This is a genomic window from Pseudonocardia xinjiangensis, assembly GCF_050948425.1.
GTDB classification, from domain to species: domain Bacteria; phylum Actinomycetota; class Actinomycetes; order Mycobacteriales; family Pseudonocardiaceae; genus Pseudonocardia; species Pseudonocardia xinjiangensis.
Genome location: NZ_CP192009.1, coordinates 5,736,021 through 5,752,726 on the forward strand (window position 1 = coordinate 5,736,021; position 16,706 = coordinate 5,752,726).

General features: G+C 68.9%; 11 protein-coding genes and 1 pseudogene. 9 read left to right on the forward strand and 3 right to left on the reverse strand.

Annotated features, from left to right (window positions below; genetic code table 11):
- Nucleotides 1–75 precede the first annotated feature (75 nt).
- On the forward strand, nt 76–1,020 hold the full coding sequence (locus tag ACQPZA_RS26950) for a quinone oxidoreductase family protein (protein WP_433274951.1): 945 nt from the start codon (nt 76–78) through the stop codon (nt 1,018–1,020).
- 33 nt (nt 1,021–1,053) lie between these two features.
- Here the strand turns inward: ACQPZA_RS26950 and ACQPZA_RS26955 are convergent.
- Nucleotides 1,054–2,181: pseudogene (locus ACQPZA_RS26955) on the reverse strand (serine hydrolase domain-containing protein).
- On the opposite strand from ACQPZA_RS26955, the gene ACQPZA_RS26960 reads away from it, so the two are divergent.
- Nucleotides 2,180–2,656, forward strand: a complete 477-nt coding sequence (locus ACQPZA_RS26960; RefSeq protein WP_433274953.1) for a MerR family transcriptional regulator — start codon at nt 2,180–2,182, stop codon at nt 2,654–2,656. The pseudogene ACQPZA_RS26955 and the gene ACQPZA_RS26960 overlap by 2 nt on opposite strands.
- A 242-nt stretch (nt 2,657–2,898) precedes the next feature.
- Nucleotides 2,899–3,438, forward strand: coding sequence for a TIGR00730 family Rossman fold protein (locus ACQPZA_RS26965; protein WP_433274955.1), 540 nt, complete (start codon nt 2,899–2,901; stop codon nt 3,436–3,438).
- A 271-nt stretch (nt 3,439–3,709) separates the two neighbouring features.
- Here ACQPZA_RS26965 and ACQPZA_RS26970 read toward each other — a convergent pair whose 3' ends face one another.
- On the reverse strand, nt 3,710–4,615 hold the full coding sequence (locus ACQPZA_RS26970; protein WP_433274957.1) for an NAD(P)H-binding protein: 906 nt from the start codon (nt 4,613–4,615) through the stop codon (nt 3,710–3,712).
- Nucleotides 4,616–5,533: 918 nt separating this feature from the next.
- Here ACQPZA_RS26970 and ACQPZA_RS26975 point away from each other — a divergent pair.
- From ACQPZA_RS26975 to ACQPZA_RS27000, 6 genes are all read left to right on the forward strand, one after another.
- On the forward strand, nt 5,534–7,006 hold the full coding sequence (locus ACQPZA_RS26975) for an aspartate kinase (protein WP_433274959.1): 1,473 nt from the start codon (nt 5,534–5,536) through the stop codon (nt 7,004–7,006).
- Complete coding sequence (gene dapA / locus ACQPZA_RS26980) at nt 6,982–8,022, forward strand: 4-hydroxy-tetrahydrodipicolinate synthase (protein ID WP_433274961.1); 1,041 nt, start codon at nt 6,982–6,984, stop codon at nt 8,020–8,022. Before ACQPZA_RS26975 ends, dapA begins: the two co-directional genes overlap by 25 nt.
- Before the next feature lie 71 nt (nt 8,023–8,093).
- Complete coding sequence (locus tag ACQPZA_RS26985; protein WP_433274963.1) at nt 8,094–9,542, forward strand: KamA family radical SAM protein; 1,449 nt, start codon at nt 8,094–8,096, stop codon at nt 9,540–9,542.
- Entirely contained in the window at nt 9,530–13,561 is a 4,032-nt protein-coding gene (locus ACQPZA_RS26990; protein ID WP_433274965.1) for a Pls/PosA family non-ribosomal peptide synthetase, read from the forward strand. Before ACQPZA_RS26985 ends, ACQPZA_RS26990 begins: the two co-directional genes overlap by 13 nt.
- On the forward strand, nt 13,558–14,226 hold the full coding sequence (locus ACQPZA_RS26995; RefSeq protein WP_433274967.1) for a BPL-N domain-containing protein: 669 nt from the start codon (nt 13,558–13,560) through the stop codon (nt 14,224–14,226). Before ACQPZA_RS26990 ends, ACQPZA_RS26995 begins: the two co-directional genes overlap by 4 nt.
- 70 nt (nt 14,227–14,296) lie before the next feature.
- Complete coding sequence (locus ACQPZA_RS27000) at nt 14,297–15,415, forward strand: serine hydrolase domain-containing protein (protein WP_433274969.1); 1,119 nt, start codon at nt 14,297–14,299, stop codon at nt 15,413–15,415.
- A 117-nt stretch (nt 15,416–15,532) separates the two neighbouring features.
- Here the strand turns inward: ACQPZA_RS27000 and ACQPZA_RS27005 are convergent, their stop codons facing one another.
- Nucleotides 15,533–16,555, reverse strand: coding sequence for a DUF4331 family protein (locus tag ACQPZA_RS27005; RefSeq protein ID WP_433274971.1), 1,023 nt, complete (start codon nt 16,553–16,555; stop codon nt 15,533–15,535).
- Between the last annotated feature and the right edge of the window lie 151 nt (nt 16,556–16,706).

A 16,706-nucleotide genomic window follows, 5' to 3' on the forward strand; every position in this document is an offset into this window, starting at 1 on the left:
ATCGCCCCCGACGGCGGCTGGTCTCACGCCGCGGCGATCCGGAATCACCCTCACCACGAGCCGGTTGACCCGAGCATGACGACCAGGATCGTGGCCACCGCGTTCGGCGGCCCGGAGGTACTCGCAGCAGTCGACGCCGACGTACCGACACCCGGCGACGGCGAGGTCACCATCGAGGTCAGAGCCGCGGCGATCAACCCGGTCGACTACAAGCGGTTCAGTGGCGCCATGGGCGCGGACCCGTCGCTCCTCCCGCTCGCCGTGGGCAACGAGCTCGCCGGGGTGGTGACCGCCGTGGGCCCGAGCGCCACCGGTCGCGACGGGGCGCTGGCCGTCGGCGACGAGGTGATCGCCTACCCCGCGCCCGGCGCGTACGCCGCCGCGATCACGCTCCCGGCGGCGAACGTGGTGCACAAGCCGGCGCAGCTGCCGTGGGCGGAGGCGTCCGGGATCATGCTCACCGGAGCCACGGCGGTGCACACACTGACCGTGGTCGGGGTGACCGCGGGCGACACGGTGCTGATCCACGGCGGGTCCGGAGGCGTCGGCCAGCTCGCCGTGCAGCTCGCGGTCGCGGCAGGCGCCACCGTGGTCACCACCGCGAGCGCCCAGCACGACGATCTGCTGCGGAGCTACGGCGCGATCCCGCTCCGCTACGGGCCGGGGCTCGCCGACCGGGTACGCGACGTCGCACCGTCCGGAGTGGACGCCGCGATCGACACCGTCGGCACCGCGGAAGCGGTGGACGTCTCGCTGGAGCTCGTGGCCGACCGCGCCCGCATCGTCTCGATCGCGGCGTTCGGGCGCGCCGACACCGAGATCAAGCTCGTCGGCGGCGCCCCCGGAGCCGACCCCGGCACGGAGATCCGCCGCAACGCCTGGCAGCAGCTCCTCCCGGCTGCGGCGGCGGGAACGCTGCGTGTCGTGGTGGCCCGGACCTTCCCCCTCACGGACGCCGAAGCGGCCGTCCGCCTGGTCGCGGACGGACACGCAGGCGGAAAGGTCGTGCTCCTGCCCTGACCGGCGGGCCGCCCGGCGATCACGGCCCGTCGCTCACCGGGAGCCCCGGACGACGTCGTAGACGGCCCCGACGTAGGCGGCGGCACGGCTCGACCCGAGCAGGTCGGCGTCCATCCGGTTCATGACGTAGCTGATGGTCATCCGGCGGTCGATGTCGGCGATGGCCATCGAGCCACCCCACCCACCCCAGAACGCGATGCGCCCGCCGGGCAGCCACGGCAGCGTGCGCCGGTCGGGCAGGGCGAACCCGATGCCCCACCGGAGGTGCAGCCCGTTGACCAGGTCGACGCCGTTCGACTGCTCCCGGAAGATCAGGTCGACCGTGTCCGGGCGGAGCGACGGCCCGGCACCCGAGCCGGCCACCAGCGGCGACAGCACATCCGCCACCGACGCCGCGTTGCCGTGCCCGTTGGCGGCACCGAGGTCCGCGGCTCGCCAGTCCGCCGTGTTCGCGGCTCCGGCGCTGAACGCCGGCCCGGTGAACGTCCGGTAGGCGGCGGAGCCGCGGTCCAGGACCGACGGGTCGACGTCGAGCACGGGCACGATGACGTCCGAGACGCGGTGCAGGTCCTCCGTGCTCAGCCCGATCTGGAAGTCCGCACCCAGCGGCGTGGCGAGCCGGTCCCGGACGAGGTCACGCAGCGACGACCCGGCGATCCGCTGGACCAGCTCACCGACGAGATGGCCGTAGTTCAGCACGTGGTACCCGGACGCCGTCCCGGGCTACCACCACGGCGCCTGCGCGGCCGCTCCGCGTACGTCGTAAGGTCGCGCAGGTGGGCGGGGGGCTCGAGCGCGGACACCCCGGAGGTGTGCGACAGCAGGTGTCGAACCGCGGACGCCCGCCTTGCCGTTCGCGGCGAACTCCGGCCAGTACCGGCACACCGGCGCGTCGACGTCCAGCTCCCCGGCATCGACGAGGAGCAGGGCCGCGAGGCTCGTCACGGTCTTCGTGATCGACCAGACGTTCGTCACGGTGTCGCGCTGCCAGAGCTCCGTCCGGCGGGCGTCGCGGTGCCCGCCCCAGAGGTCCACCACCCGTTCCCCGTCGATGTCGACGACGATCGACATCCCCACCTCGGAGCCGTCGCCGAGGCGGCGTGCGACGACCCCGCGCACCGGTTCGAAGTGGCTGCTGACCGTTCCCTGCAGGTTGACCATGCGGCCAGCGTCCAACCTTGACGTAGGTGTCAAGGTCAAGCGCTACCCTCCCGGCGTGCGCATCGGTGAACTGGCCGACCGAGCCGGCGCGACGCCGAGACAGGTCCGCTTCTACGAGGCCAACGGGCTGATCACCTCGACCCGCTCGGCGAACAACTACCGCGACTATGACCAAACGGCGCCGGCGCGCGTGCAGCAGATCCGGGAACTGCTGGACGCCGGCCTGTCGACGAAGCTGATCCGGGCGATCCTCCCCTGCCTGGACTCACCGCAGGACCCGATCATCTTCGAGGGAGTCACCGACGAGACGGTCGAGCTGCTGACCCACGAGCGCGAGCGGCTCACCTCCAGGATCGAGGTGCTCACCCGCAACCGGGACGCGGTCGCGCGCTACCTCGACGAGCTCCGCCGCCGGTCGGCAGCCGCCCCCCGCGAGAGAGGTATCGATGCAGCCCGACGCAACGATGATCAGTGAGCAGACTGCCGCTCTCTTCGTCAGCTACCGCCACCTTCTCCTCCTGGACCTCGCGTCGGCCGGACCTCGGATTGGCTGTTCCGTACGAGGTCCCGCCGCACCCGGACAGCGAGGCGTACCTGTGCGGCGCGGGGACGCGCTGGTCGTCGGCTACGCGACCCCGGCGGACAGCGCCTGGTCGGGCGCACTGGACGCGCTGTGCGCGGTGCTGTCGCGCCCAGAACTCGGTTCTAGAATTCGCCATGAACATTTGCGTCTTCCTCTCCGGGGCCGACCTCGACGAGCGCTACACAGGGCCGGCTCGCGAGTTCGCCGAGCTCATCGGAAAGGGCGGCCACACCCTGGTGTGGGGCGGGTCCGACACCGGGCTGATGAAGGTCGTCGCCGACGGAGTACGGGAGACCGGAGGTCGGCTCGTCGGGATCTCGGTCAGCTTCCTCCGGGAGTGGGCCAGGAAGGACGCCGACGAGATGGTGATCGCCGAAGATCTGGCCGAACGGAAGTCGCTGCTGCTCGCCGGAGCGGACGCGGTGGTGGTGATGGCCGGCGGCCTGGGCACGCTGGACGAGGCCACCGAGATCCTGGAGCTGCGGAAGCACAGGCTGCACGACAAGCCGGTGGTGCTGCTGAACACGGCGGGCTTCTACGACGGCTTGATACTCCAGCTCCGGCGGATGGACGCGGAGGGGTTCCTCCCTGTCCCCCTGGCCGACTTGGTCTTCTTCGCCGACGAGGGCACCGACGCGCTGGGTCATCTGGAGGCGTCCGTCGGGACGCGCTGACCCGTCGCACTGCCCGCCACCGGCCCTCGGCGAGAACGGAACGCTCCAGTTCTGCAACGGCGTCGGCGTCGGGTCCGGCAGGCAACTGCCGGGCGACGCTCTGAGCCAGGATCTTCGGCGAGTCGCTCCCCCGGGCGGCCTCGATCAGGTTCTGGGTTGCAGCGCTGACCGTCCGGCTCGCGCTCATCAGCCTCGTCGCCCAGATCCGCATCACGCCCAGCGGCCGCCGCTCCGGCCTGTGAACGAGCGACGCAAGCCCGTCGGACCGGTATCAGCCGAGGTAGAAGTCCTTGCGCACGGCCACGAACGCCTCGACCGTCTGGGCGGGGACACCGGTCACGCGCTCGACATCGTTGCTCGCGCGGTCGTAGCGATTCTCCCGGTGCAACCGGGCCATGGTCGCGATGTGCTGCTCGGTGTGCGGAGGCAGACCCGCCTGCGCGAGCACCTCGGTGAGCCACCGGTCCAGCGGAACGTCCACGTACGACACCGTCCGACCGAGTGCTCTCGTGAACTCCTCGGCCACCCCGTTCATGTCCTGTGTCCGAGGTCCGGTCAGCTCGTAGACCTGACCGACGTGCGGTGCCGGGTCGCGGAGCACGGTCGCCACCACCCGTGCGACGTCGGCCCCGGCGACCGGTGAGGTGCGGCCCGTGCCGAAGGGCAACGCGAGAGTGCCGTTCTGCCGGATCGTCCGCGCCGCCAGCGTGGTGAAGAGGGGGTTGTCGAGGAACGTCGTCGGGCGTACGTGCACCACCGGCAGGCCCGACCAGTCGAATACCTGCTCGGCCAGCCAGTGCAGCCGCTGATGGTGGGACTCCGCGGTGCTGGTGGCGGTCATCTGCGACACCGTCATCTGCGACAAGTCCACCACGACGTCGAGCCTCCCGAGCTCGCGGGCCACCGTGGCCACGACGGTCGCCGCCAGCAGATGATCCGGCGACACGCTCATCCCGAAGTACATTCGCCCGACGCCCTCGAGCGCGGCCGCGACACTCTCGGGCCGGGTGAAATCACCGACGACCACCTCCGCGCCGAGCCCGCGCAACTCATCGGCACGCCCATCGTCGCGTCGGACCAGGGCACGCACCGGTAGTTCCCATGCGAGCAACTGGTCGAGGACGTCGCGGCCCACGCCGCCACCGCCCGGGACGAGGAACAGGTTGCTCGCAACCATTGATGACACTCCTTCTCGCTCACCACGAAGATGACATGGACACATGTCGCGGTCCTACCGCCCCATATTCCGCGACATGTGTCCATGTCGCGCCCGCGCCCGCGGCTGGCGGGGGCCATGGGGATCATGCGCCTGTATGCCGATGAGGACGCGGTGCGTTAGGACGCCCGCAGACCGCCGTCCACGACGGACAGGCAGTGCAAATGGGTGATTGCCCACTATCCAGCCCTCCTTGCATTCCGGCGGTCGAGGGGCGAAGCGATGGCGACAGTCCGTAACCGGTACTGCAGTCGTGCTACCCAGCGTGAACAGGGCGTGTGGTTATTGGCCGATCTTCACCTGATGGAACCAGCACCTCGGCCATAATCGTCATTTTCTGTGGAACTTTCTCGCATTCGGGTTGATCGCGTTTGCCCTGACGGCCGAGCGGGTGAACGCTCCGTAATCGCGAAACGCTCGCAGTCGGCCCCACGACTCCCCTCGGCGTCTCTATTACGGCCTACGGATCCACGAGTTCCTACGGCCGGCAGCGGGCCACGCCCCGCAGCACGGGCAAGAACGAGTGCGCGCCGCGCACTCGAAGGTGCTGAACAGATCGGCTCGCCGGGAGGAATCATGGTCGTTGGCCCGCGGACGGTGATCCCGTGATCGCCGGAGTTGTCGGGAGCGGCCAATCCGCCCGAGGGACTTGCGAAATCGAACGACTTAACCGATGCTCCTCACCTCAGATCCATCCACCTACGAGTCATCCATCGGCAACTGTCGACCAATAGCGCCGCGCGAGTTTCGAATCTCCGCCGCCTGGTCACATTCCCGTAATGACGTCGAGTATCGACTTCATCACAAGAAGTTACGTCGCCGCGACGATCTCGTGGCCAGCCCGGATGCATCCGTCCACCAAGCATGCCAGGGGACTCCATGGAAACCGCTGATCGAGAGGCGACGAAGAACTCCGACGCGAATTCGGTGGTGACTACAGAAGGCGACCATTCCCTGTCAGCCGGTACTGGAGTGCGTTACTCACCGAGCACAGTCGGTGAGGCCGATGGGAGCTCGACCGTTGTAATTCAGGACGTATATCCACGCTTCGCGAACGACCGGCGAGCTGTCGGTCCGCAGAGTTCGATCGTCGTGTGGAAATTCGGCGGAACGTCGGTGGCCGACCCGGCTCGGCTCCGCGCTGCCGCCGAACGCATCGTGGTCGCCCAACGGGACGGCCTCAAGGTGGTGGCCGTGCTGTCCGCAATGGGTAGCTCGACCAACGACCTGGTCACCATGGCCTACACGATGTCGGAGCGGCCGTTACTGCGTGAACTGGACGTCCTGCTCTCCGTCGGCGAGTGCATCTCGTGCGCACTGGCGTCGATGGCGGTGAACGATCTGGGGTCACACGCGGTCTCGCTCACGGGACCTCAGGCGGGTATCCACACCGATGGTCAGCACGGAAACGCGCAACTGGCCGATCTCTATCCCCGACGCATCCTCGACGCGCTCGACACCGGGGCTGCGGTAATGGTGACGGGATATCAGGGCATCTCGCCGGCAGGCGACGTGACCACGCTGGGCCGCGGCGGCTCCGACACCTCGGCAGTGGCGGTCGCGGCCGCCCTCGGACTGAGCGAGTGCGACATCTTCACCGACGTCCCTGGCGTCTTCACCGCTGATCCCCGGCTCGTGCCGGACGCACGGAAGCTCCCGGCGGTCAGCAGAGAAACGATGTTGCAGTTCGCAGCGGCGGGTGCCGCGGTGCTGCAACCGCGTGCCGTCGAACTTGCCGCTGCTCATGACGTCGACATCCACGTTCGATCAAGCTTCACGACCGACGTGGGCACCTGGATCCTCGAGGAGGAACCCTTGTTCGAAACCGCGGTCGTCACGGGAGTGGCCCACCGGGAACGGGAGACGTTGTACGCCGTCCGGGACGTCTCTCCTGCCGCGATCACCGCGGCTCTGGCACATCGCGGCGTGGCGATAGGCACGATCGGCCGCGACGGTCAGTCCCTCCGGTTCACCGCTCCGGATTCCGAGGACGCCGCGGTCGTCGCAGCGCTGTCGCTCGCCGGTGTCGGCGTGGATGTCCACAACGAGTTCGGCTCCGTCAGCCTGGTCAGTGCCGGAATCGCGCGACGACCGGATGTCACGGCTCAAGCGATGCTGGCGCTGGAGTGCCACGGCATCGAGCCGCAGATGGTCACCAGTGCGCCGTCCCGCGTCTGCTTCCTCATCCGCACCGACGCGGTCCATCACGCAGTCCGGCTGCTCCATGACCTCTTCGGGCTGCAGAACGGGCACTACGCCACCCCGACCGAGGACCGCGACACCTACGCGAGTCGGACCGGTTCTGAGGCACGAAGGGAGTTCGAATCATGCGCACCACAGCATCTTCAGTGATCCCTGGCTTCAGCGACGGCCCGACGGTGGGGCGCGGCGGGCCCGTGAATCCGTTCGGTCATGTGCTGACGGCAATGGTCACGCCGTTCACCCCGGACGGCCGCGCCCTCGACCTCGAGTGCGCCGCCGGCCTGGCAACCCACCTCGTCGACTCGGGCAACGACGGGCTCATCGTCAACGGAACCACCGGTGAGGCCCCGACGACGTCCGACGCGGAGAAAGCGGCGCTCATCCGAACCGTCGTCGCCGCAGTCGGAGACCGGGCGACGGTGATTGCGGGAGTCGGAACCTACGACACCGAGCACAGCAAACGGTTGGCCCGGCAGGCCGCGGCGGCCGGCGCCCACGGGCTGCTCGTTGTCACGCCGTACTACTCGCGGCCACCACAGTGTGGGCTGATCGCGCATTTCACCGCTGTCGCCGACGCGACCGAGCTACCCGTGATGCTGTACGACATCCCGCCACGCACCGCCGTTGCGTTCGAGGCGGACACGTTGTGCACGCTCGCGGCGCATCCGCGGATCGTCGCGATCAAGGATGCGCGAAACGATCTGCACTTCTGCGCGGAGATGGTCTCCCGGAGCGGCTTGCACTACTACTCCGGTGACGATCCGTTGAATCTCCCGTTCCTCGCACTCGGCGCAGTGGGCTTCGTCAGCGTGCTCGGACACGTCGCGGCGGACCGGCTCCGGACGATGCACGACGCCTTCACCGACGGTGATGTCGAGGCCGCCCGCGCCACGCACGTCGCACTGTTCCCGCTGCACCGGGCGATGCGCCTGGTCGGTGGCGCCGTCTTCGGGAAACTGGCCGTCGGCCTCAGCTGGCGCGACGTGGGCACCACGCGGCTGCCGCTCCCCCCACCGACGGGGGACCAGGTCGCCGCGGTCGCTGCCGACCTCGCCGAGGCCGGCGTGCCGTTCAGCGCGGCTCAGTTCCCCCGCCGGCCTCTGGCCGAGCGCCGCGTGCCGAAGGAGAGGGCCAGGCACGCGAAGCGGCCCGTCCCGATCCCGTAACCGGCACCGACCTCCCCGACACCGCTCATGCGGTGTCTGGCCACCGCACGAACTGCTGCGACGGAGTATTGATGACTATCGAACAGAACTTCCTTCCGACCGGGCTGGCCGGGCCCGAGATCGGCAACCGCCTCGCCGCCCAGCCGTACCAGTATCGTCGCCGCGAACTGGTCGAGCCGGACTGGACGCGCCTTCCCGGCTGGCGCGACGTGACCCGCAGCGAGTGGGAGTCCGCCCAGTGGCAACGGGCGCACTGCGTCAAGAACCTCCGGCAGTTGCGCGACGTGTACGGCGACCTCATACCCGAGACGTTCTACCGGGATCTGGAGCACGACCAGGCCGAGTCGGCCACCATGTCGCTGCTCATCCCGCCCCAGATGGTCAACACGATCGTGCCCGGCCGCGTCCCGGATCTCGACGCCGTCTACGCCGACCCGGTGCGTCGCTACATGTTGCCGGTGGCCTCCGACCGGGACCGTGAGTGGCCGAGCCATCCACATGCGACCCGGGACTCGCTGCACGAGAAGGAGATGTGGCTCGTCGAAGGCCTCACCCAGCGCTATCCCACCAAGGTGCTGGCCGAACTGCTCGCGACCTGCCCGCAGTACTGCGGGCACTGCACGAGGATGGACCTGGTCGGCACCTCGACGATCCAGTTCAGCAAGCTGAAGCTGGAGACGAAGCAACCGGCCCGCCTCGACGGAATCATCGACCACCTGCAGCGGTCGCCGCAGATCCGTGACGTCGTCGTGTCGGGTGGCGACGTGGCGAACGTGCCGTGGCGGCTGTTGGAGGACTTCCTGACCCGCCTGCTCGCCATCGACTCCATCCGGGACATCCGGCTCGCCACCAAGGCGCTGATGGGCCTCCCCCAGCATTGGCTGCAGGACGACATCGTCCGCGGGATGGAACGGGTGGCAACGCTCGCCCGCCGGCGCGGCGTCAACATCGCGATCCACACCCACGTCAACACGGCGCAGTCGGTGACGCCCCTGTTCGCCCGGGCCGCGAAAACGATGCTCGAGACCGGGATCCGCGATGTCCGCAACCAGGGGGTGCTGATGCGGAACGTCAACGACTCGCCCGACCAGCTCCTCGATCTGTGCTTCGCCCTCCTCGATGAAGCGGGAGTCATTCCGTACTACTTCTACATGTGCGACATGATCCCGAACTCGGAGCACTGGCGCCTGGCCGTGTGGGAGGCCCAGGAGATCCAGGACCAGATCATGGGCTACCTGCCGGGCTTCGCGACACCGCGGATCGTCTGCGACGTTCCGTACCTCGGTAAACGCTGGGTGCACCAGCTGACGGGCTATGACCGCACCCGCGGCGTGTCCCACTGGACGAAGAACTACCTGACCAGCATCGAGGCCGACGACCCGGCTGCGGCGTACCGGCTCTACGAGTACTTCGACCCGATCAGGTCCCTCCCCGGATCGGGGCAGATGTGGTGGCGTCGGGAGTTCCCGGCCACCGACCGGAGCCCGGCGATGGCGGGTGCCCCGGCATGCACGAGCTGACGGCGCCGACCATGACATCCGGTACGCACGACACCCTCGCCCTGGAGCCGGCGAGCCGAGCGGTGCTCGGGGAGGCTGTCTGCCTGCACGAGCTCTTCGAGGCACAGGCGGACGCGACTCCCGACCTGACGGCGCTCGTGTGCGGAGGCCGGAGCCTGAGCTACGCGCAGCTCGACGCCGAGGCGAACCGCCTCGCGCGCGTGCTCCGGCAGCGCGGTGCAGGGCCCGGCGCGTTCGTCGGGATCTACTCCCATCGTTCCGAGCTGCCGATCATCGCCGTTCTCGGTTGCCTGAAAGCAGGCGCCGCGTACATCCCGATCGACCCGACCTACCCGCCGGAGCGCGTGCGCTACATCGACGGAGAGGCCCGGCTGCTGCTCTGCCTGACCGACCGTGCGCTGTCCTCGCGCGGCGCGGAGCTCCTCGGGGCCGAGCGGCTGATCGAGGTCGAGGACTGTCTCGGCCGGGACGACCTGCCGGCGTCGAGACTCACGCGCGCCGAGACCGGCGCATCACCGCGGGACCTCGCCTACGTCATCTACACCTCCGGCTCCACCGGGCGGCCCAAGGGCGTGATGACCGAGCACCAGCACGCCACCCGCTTCGTCTCGGCCTTCAACGAGGTCTGCGGTACGACCACCACGGACCGCGTCTACCAGGGCTTCTCGCTGAGCTTCGACGGCTCGGTCGAGGAGATGTGGATGGCCTTCTCGAACGGGTCGACGCTGGTCGTGCCCACCGCCGACGCACCGCGCTTCGGGGACGAGCTCGGCGAGTACCTGCGCGCCCTCGGCGTCACCTACTTCTCGACCGTCCCGACCCTGCTGTCGACGATCGCGGCCCCGGTGCCGAACCTGCGAACCGTCGTGCTGAGCGGGGAGGTCTGTCCGCCACGGCTCGTGGACACCTGGGCAGGAGACGACACGCAGGTCCTGAACGTGTACGGGCCCACCGAGGCGACGGTGAACACCACGGCGTTCGCATGCGTGCGCGGCCGGCCCGTCACCATCGGTCGGCCACTCGGGGGTTACGAGGTCCGCATCGTCGACGAGAACCTCGATCCCGTCCCGCCAGGCGTCGCCGGCGAGCTGCTCATCTCCGGCGCCACGCTGGCCCGCGGGTATCTCAACGAACCGGCGATGACCGAGGAGAAGTTCCTCACCGTCATCGACGACACCATGGGCCAGGACCCGGTGCAGCGCTGCTACCGCACGGGCGATCTGGCCCGCTGGAGCGAGCACGGCGATCTCGAGTTCCTCGGCCGTCTCGACGGGCAGGTCAAGATCCGCGGCTACCGGGTGGAGCTGTCCGAGATCGAGAACGTCCTGACCGAGCTCGACGACGTCCGCTCGGCAGGCGTACGCATGGTCTCCCACGCCGGCCTGGACGAGCTCGCGGCGTACGTCGTACTGAGCCGGCCCGCCGCCGCGCTCGAACCCGGCGCGGTGCTCTCGCTGCTGGAGTCGAGGCTGCCGGCGTACATGATCCCCAGCTCTCTCGACGTCCTTCCCGAACTCCCGCGGACGACCAGCGGGAAGGTGGACCGGAAGAACCTGCCGGACCCTGTCACCCCCCTCGTCCGGGTCTCCGGCACCGTCGTCGCGCCGCAGAACGAGCGGGAGCATCTCGTCGCCGAGGTCTGGACCGGTGTCCTCGGCATCGACGTGACGTCCGTGGCCGACGACTTCTTCCTGGCTCTCGGCGGACATTCCCTGGTCGCCGCTCAGATGGTGACCACGCTGCGGGAACGGACCGGGCTGCCGGTCGCCGTCCGGGATGCCTACGCGCATCCGACCGTGCAACTGCTCGCCGCCCGGCTCGACGAACTGGCCCGGGCCGGGGAGAGCCCGGCGGGAGTGGCACCGGCGATGACCTCGAGCCGGGAGGTCTTCGAGTCGACGCCTCGACGGCAGCGGTGGACCACCGTCGGTGCGCAGGCGATGTCGATGTACGTACTGTCGGCGCCGGTGATGATCCCGACCACCGTCGTCTTCCTGCTGGCCCTGGGCTGGATCCAGGGAACGGTGTCGACGGTCCGGCTCCTCGTCATGGCGTTCGTCGTCGTCCCGATCATCACCTGGCCGATCCTGCTCCTGGTCTCGATAGCGGCGAAGTGGGTGCTGATCGGCCGCTACCGGCCGGGAGAACACAAGCTGTGGGGCTTCTACTACCTCCGCTGGTGGCTCGTGGCCAGGCTGACTGCGCTCAGCGGTGCCGGGGCACTGGTGGGCACCCCGCTCCTGCCCGTCTACTTCCGGTTGATGGGCGCCCGCGTCGGGCCGCGCTGCACGCTCAACTCGGGGCAATGCTTCGCCTGGGACCTCGTCTCGATCGGAGCGGACACGAGCATCGGCGCCGACACCCAGATGCTCGGTTACCGGGTCGAGGGCGGGATGTTGCGGCTGGGCGAGGTGCGGATCGGGAGCCGGTGTTTCGTCGGCATCCACTCCGCGCTGGGCCTCGACGTCCGGATGGGCGACGGGAGCAGCCTCGACGACCAGTCGCTGCTGGGCGACGGCGAGGAGATACCTGCCGGTGAGGGGCGCCAGGGGTCGCCGGCCCGGAAGGCGGAGGTGAGCCTGCCCGCGGAACGTCCCGACCCGCGCCAGTCGACGGGCCGGCGGGCGCTCTTCGGGCTCGCACACGTGGTGCTGACGGACCTCCTGGCGCTCGTGAGCCTGCCTCCGGCTGTCGGGTTCCTGCTCGCCTACTGGTTCGCGTTCACCCGCGGCGGCGTGGTCGTCGGAGCTTTGACGCTGGTGGGCTCGGTACCGGTGGGGATCATCTTCTCCTGCTTCTACATCGCCGCTGTGAAGAGGCTGCTCCTGCGCGGGATCCGGCCGGGCACGTACTCGGTACTGAGCGGGGCCTACCTGCGGAAGTGGGCGTCCGACGGCCTGATGGGCGTGACGCGGGGCCTCATGCTGCCGGTGTACACGACCCTCTACCTGCCGCCGTTCCTGCGGCTGCTCGGCGCCAGGATCGGACGTCGTGCGGAGATCTCCACCGTCTGGTCGGTCGCGCCCGAACTGGTCGACATCGGCCCGGAGAGCTTCTTCGCGGACGGCGCGATCATCGGTGGGCGCCGGACGCACCTGGGTGTCTTCCAGATCGACGTCAACCGCATCGGACGGCGCAGCTTCATCGGCAACGGCGCTGTCGTGCCGGTGGGCAACAGCGTGGGAGACGGCTGCCTGCTGGGCGTCCAGTCGATTCCGCCCGCCGGTCCGCGCACCCCCGACGGCAGCGAGTGGCTGGGCTCGCCGTCGTTCCCCTTGACCCATCGGATCAAGGTGGGCAACTTCGACGAGAAGACCATATTCCGTCCCACCGCCAGGCTCTACGCGGAGCGCGCCGTCATCGACGGGCTCCGGATCCTGATCCCCGCCTATCTCGGGCTGCTCACCTTGACGGCATCGGTACTGAGCCTGTTCCTGGTGTACCGAGCGGCCGGGGTGGCGGTGATGGTCGCGGTGGCACCGTTGATCGGGCTCGCTCTGGGAATCGCGGCGGCGGCGGCCGTCGCGTTGCTCAAGAAATGCGTCATGGGAACGTACCGCCCGGAGATCCGGCCGCTCTGGTGCCGGTACGTGTGGCTGAACGAGATGGTGAACGGGGCGTTCGAGTCGGTGTTCGCACCCGTGGCGTCGACGATGCTCGGCACCCCGTTCATCGCCGCGTTCCTCCGCATGATGGGCTGCCGGATCGGACGTCACACCTACATCGCGACAACGCTGTTCTCGGAGTTCGACCTCGTCGACATCGGCGACCACGTCGCGTTGAACCACGGGGCCGTCATGCAGAACCATCTCTTCGAGGACCGCGTCTTCAAGTCGTCGGCGCTCACGATCGCGGACGAGGCGTCGATCGGCAACATGAGCGTGGTGCTCTACGACTCGGAAGTCCGCCGAGGCGCCGTCATCGGGCCGCTCTCGCTCGTGATGAAGGGGGAAGCGATCGAGGAACGCACCTGGTGGCAGGGCATTCCCACGTCGCGGGTGGAAGGAGGTGTGGGATGAGCGCTCTGGCTCTGGTGTACCGCGGTCCCGCGGCCTGCGAGGGGTGCGCGGAGGAGGTGGCCGCCCTGCTCCGCGCCTCCGGGCACGACCTCGACATCGCCTATGTCGGCCCGCGCGAGGCACTTCCGCTCACCAGGGAGGTGCTGGACTCCGCCGTCCTCTATGCGCAACCAGGAGGCGGCAACAGCGTCAAGCGAGCATTCCGCCAGATGAAGCGGTTCGCTCCGGCCATCATCGACTACACGCAGTCGGGCGGCCGTTACCTCGGTATCTGCATGGGCGCCTACCTGGCCGGTACGTGGGCGGGCTTCGGGTTCCTCCCGGACACCGACCAGTTCATCACCTCGGCCGGAGCCGACGTGCGGACGAGCCGCGACACCGTTGTCGCGGTCGACTGGCGCGGAGTGCGGCGGCACATGTTCTTCCAGGACGGCACGGTTCTGACGCCACCGGCATCGGGCTCCGGCGTTGCCGTCCTCGCCAGGTATGCGAGCAACGGCGAGATCGCCGCGCTCGTGGCGCCGTTCGGGCGCGGGAAGGTCGGCCTGTCCGGCCCGCACCCCGAAGCGTCGCAGGAGTGGTACCGGAGCAACGGCCTGACGAATCCCGACGGCATCCGTTACGACCTGGGCTGCGACCTGGTCGACTCACTGATGGGACCGTGATGATCTGCGCCCCGCCGAAGCACGGAAACCGACCCGCCCGGCCCGGCCGGCCGCCACCGGGCATCGTTCGATGAGCGGCGGCCGCGGGCCCGCCGTGCGGCTCGTCGCCACGGCGTCGATCGTGCTTCTCGCGATGGCGGCCTGCTCGTCGGGTCCGCCCCGGGAGGACGGCTGCAACGGCGCCCGGCAGCGATCCGGGAACACCTTCTACGAGAACAACCCGACGTACACCGACCGCGGCGACGTCGCGTCCGGCGCGACGATGTCGACCCCGGAAGCCGAAGGCATCGACGGCGCGAGGCTCGATGCGGGAGTGAGCGCCCTGGCCGGCAACAACTCCGTGCAGAGCGTGGCGGTCGTGCGCCACGGCCGGTTCGCCTACGAGCGCTACGTCAACAGTGGGGGCATGGACCAGAGCAACAACGTCCACTCCGTGTCGAAGAGCATCCTCCAGGCCGTGCTTGCGACCGCCATCGAGAAGGGGTTCATCAACAGCCTCGACGACACGGTGTCCCGGTACCTGCCCGGCTACCCGAACGCGGACAGGATCACCCTCCGGAACCTCATCGAGATGAGGTCCGGGCTGAGGTGGACGGAGGATCGGACGGAGTACCGGATCGAGAAGGAGAGCGACTGGGTCTGGGCGATACTCGACCAAGGTCTCGTCGCGACACCGGGGACCGTGTTCACCTACAGCAGCGGCAACACACACGTCCTTTCGGCGGTGATCCAGGCGGCCACCAAGACGGGCACCTGCCAGTTCGCGGAGAACAATCTCCTCACACCGCTCGGCATCACCGTCGAGCACTGGGGACGAGACCCGCAAGGCATCTACTCGGGCGGGTACAACGTCTACCTGAACACCCGGGAGATGGCGACGTTCGGGCTCCTCTACCTCGATGACGGAATCCACAACGGGACGCGCGTGATCCCCGAGTGGGCCGTGACGGCCGCCGCCACCACCACGACCACGGAGAACGGCTCGGGTCCCGGCTACTCGCAAGGATGGTGGACGCGCACCATCGCCGGCCACCACATGTACTTCGCGTGGGGATACGGCGGCCAGTTCATCTACGTGATGCCGGATCTCGCCACGGTGCTCGTGATCACCCAGAACACACTCCGACGGGACCGGGAGGTCGACTCCGCCGCATTCGTCGAGCGGTACGTGATCCCCGCACTGCTCTAGTACGGCCGGCCCGGCAGGACCGTCGTCGCAGAGCGAGCGTGCTCCTCGCAGGGCCCCCAGCATCTGCGAGGAACCCACGCCCTCTGCGAGGACGCCGGGGCTGGCCGAGCGGCGGGATCAGGCCGGGACGACGTACGGGAAGTCGGGCGTGCGCAACTGCTCGTTGGTGGCCGGGGTCAGACCGGAGGGCACCGCGACCCCGGTGACCAGTGACAGCATCACCTCCGGGGCATTGTCGGCCAAGGTCCGCCCGTTGCGGCCGGCGAACCCGTAGGTCGCCGGCGTACCCACGGTGTAGGACAACACGTCCGGGAACAGCTCCGCCGCCACCGTCTGGCCATAACCGGCCGGGTCGGCGGCGGTGCCGGTCGCGGCCGCGGACGCAGCAATGTGCTCAGCGACCTCCTGACGGTCGGACTCGACATCCTGCGACGGGTGCTGGGTGTTGGACGCCAGAGCGAACTGCACATCATCGGGCCAGAAGATCGGCCACATCATCGGATGCCCCGCCCGGTTGATCTGCCGCCACCCACCAGCATCGGTCGCCAGCTTCGTCGCCGCCCACACCCCGATCTGCGCGCCCGGGCGCAGCTGCGGATGCCGGTGCGACACCTCCAGCACGATCGAGTCCACCGTCGTGTCCGCGAAGCTGTTCCTCGCCTCCCGCGGCTGCCACCCCGACAAGTCCAGAACCGTGCCACCGCGGACCGCAGAGTTCACCATGTCCAACAACGACAGGTCGATGTAGAACCAGTCCTTGATCCGTCCGGCCCACAACCGCACCCCCGACCCGTCCGCGCTCGACCCGGTCCGGCCCTCCAGCACCAGCTCCCCGGTCGCCGCGTCCTCGCGCGCGTCGGCGCCGGTCAGCTCGTGCAACTGCAACGCCTGGCGCCCCTCGGCATCCGCATCGGCGAACGACACCCGGAAGGTCAGCTCCTCCACCTCCGCACCCTCGAGATGGACCTTGAACTCATACCGGGCCTCGGAGTGGAAACTCGGCTCCGAATGCAGACCGTTGACCGTCGAGTTCACATCCATCACGAACACGGTGCTGTCCTCGCCACGGAAGACACACAGATCATCGAGGAACAGCTGCCCGGTCTGCGCCGCCAGCGGGGTATCCAGATGGTGGGACACGGTAGGTCCTTTCGGTTCGGGTGGTGCATCGGTTCGTGCAGTGGCGTGGGTGCACGGCCCCCCAACGTGCCGGGTGCCACGCGTGATCGCAGTTCCTGCAACCGATTGGGTATGCCGCTACGTGGGCAATTCGGACAGGCCGACCGAAATC

Excerpts from the sequence above, each read along its gene's own strand:
- ACQPZA_RS26990 (WP_433274965.1), top strand. The coding sequence starts at position 9,530 with ATGCACGAGCTGACGGCGCCGACCATGACATCCGGTACGCACGACACC.
- ACQPZA_RS26975 (WP_433274959.1), top strand. The coding sequence starts at position 5,534 with ATGGAAACCGCTGATCGAGAGGCGACGAAGAACTCCGACGCGAATTCG.
- ACQPZA_RS26985 (WP_433274963.1), top strand. The coding sequence starts at position 8,094 with ATGACTATCGAACAGAACTTCCTTCCGACCGGGCTGGCCGGGCCCGAG.
- ACQPZA_RS26970 (WP_433274957.1), bottom strand. The coding sequence starts at position 4,615 with ATGGTTGCGAGCAACCTGTTCCTCGTCCCGGGCGGTGGCGGCGTGGGC.
- ACQPZA_RS26995 (WP_433274967.1), top strand. The coding sequence starts at position 13,558 with ATGAGCGCTCTGGCTCTGGTGTACCGCGGTCCCGCGGCCTGCGAGGGG.
- dapA (WP_433274961.1), top strand. The coding sequence starts at position 6,982 with ATGCGCACCACAGCATCTTCAGTGATCCCTGGCTTCAGCGACGGCCCG.
- ACQPZA_RS26960 (WP_433274953.1), top strand. The coding sequence starts at position 2,180 with ATGCGGCCAGCGTCCAACCTTGACGTAGGTGTCAAGGTCAAGCGCTAC.
- ACQPZA_RS27000 (WP_433274969.1), top strand. The coding sequence starts at position 14,297 with ATGAGCGGCGGCCGCGGGCCCGCCGTGCGGCTCGTCGCCACGGCGTCG.
- ACQPZA_RS26965 (WP_433274955.1), top strand. The coding sequence starts at position 2,899 with ATGAACATTTGCGTCTTCCTCTCCGGGGCCGACCTCGACGAGCGCTAC.
- ACQPZA_RS26950 (WP_433274951.1), top strand. The coding sequence starts at position 76 with ATGACGACCAGGATCGTGGCCACCGCGTTCGGCGGCCCGGAGGTACTC.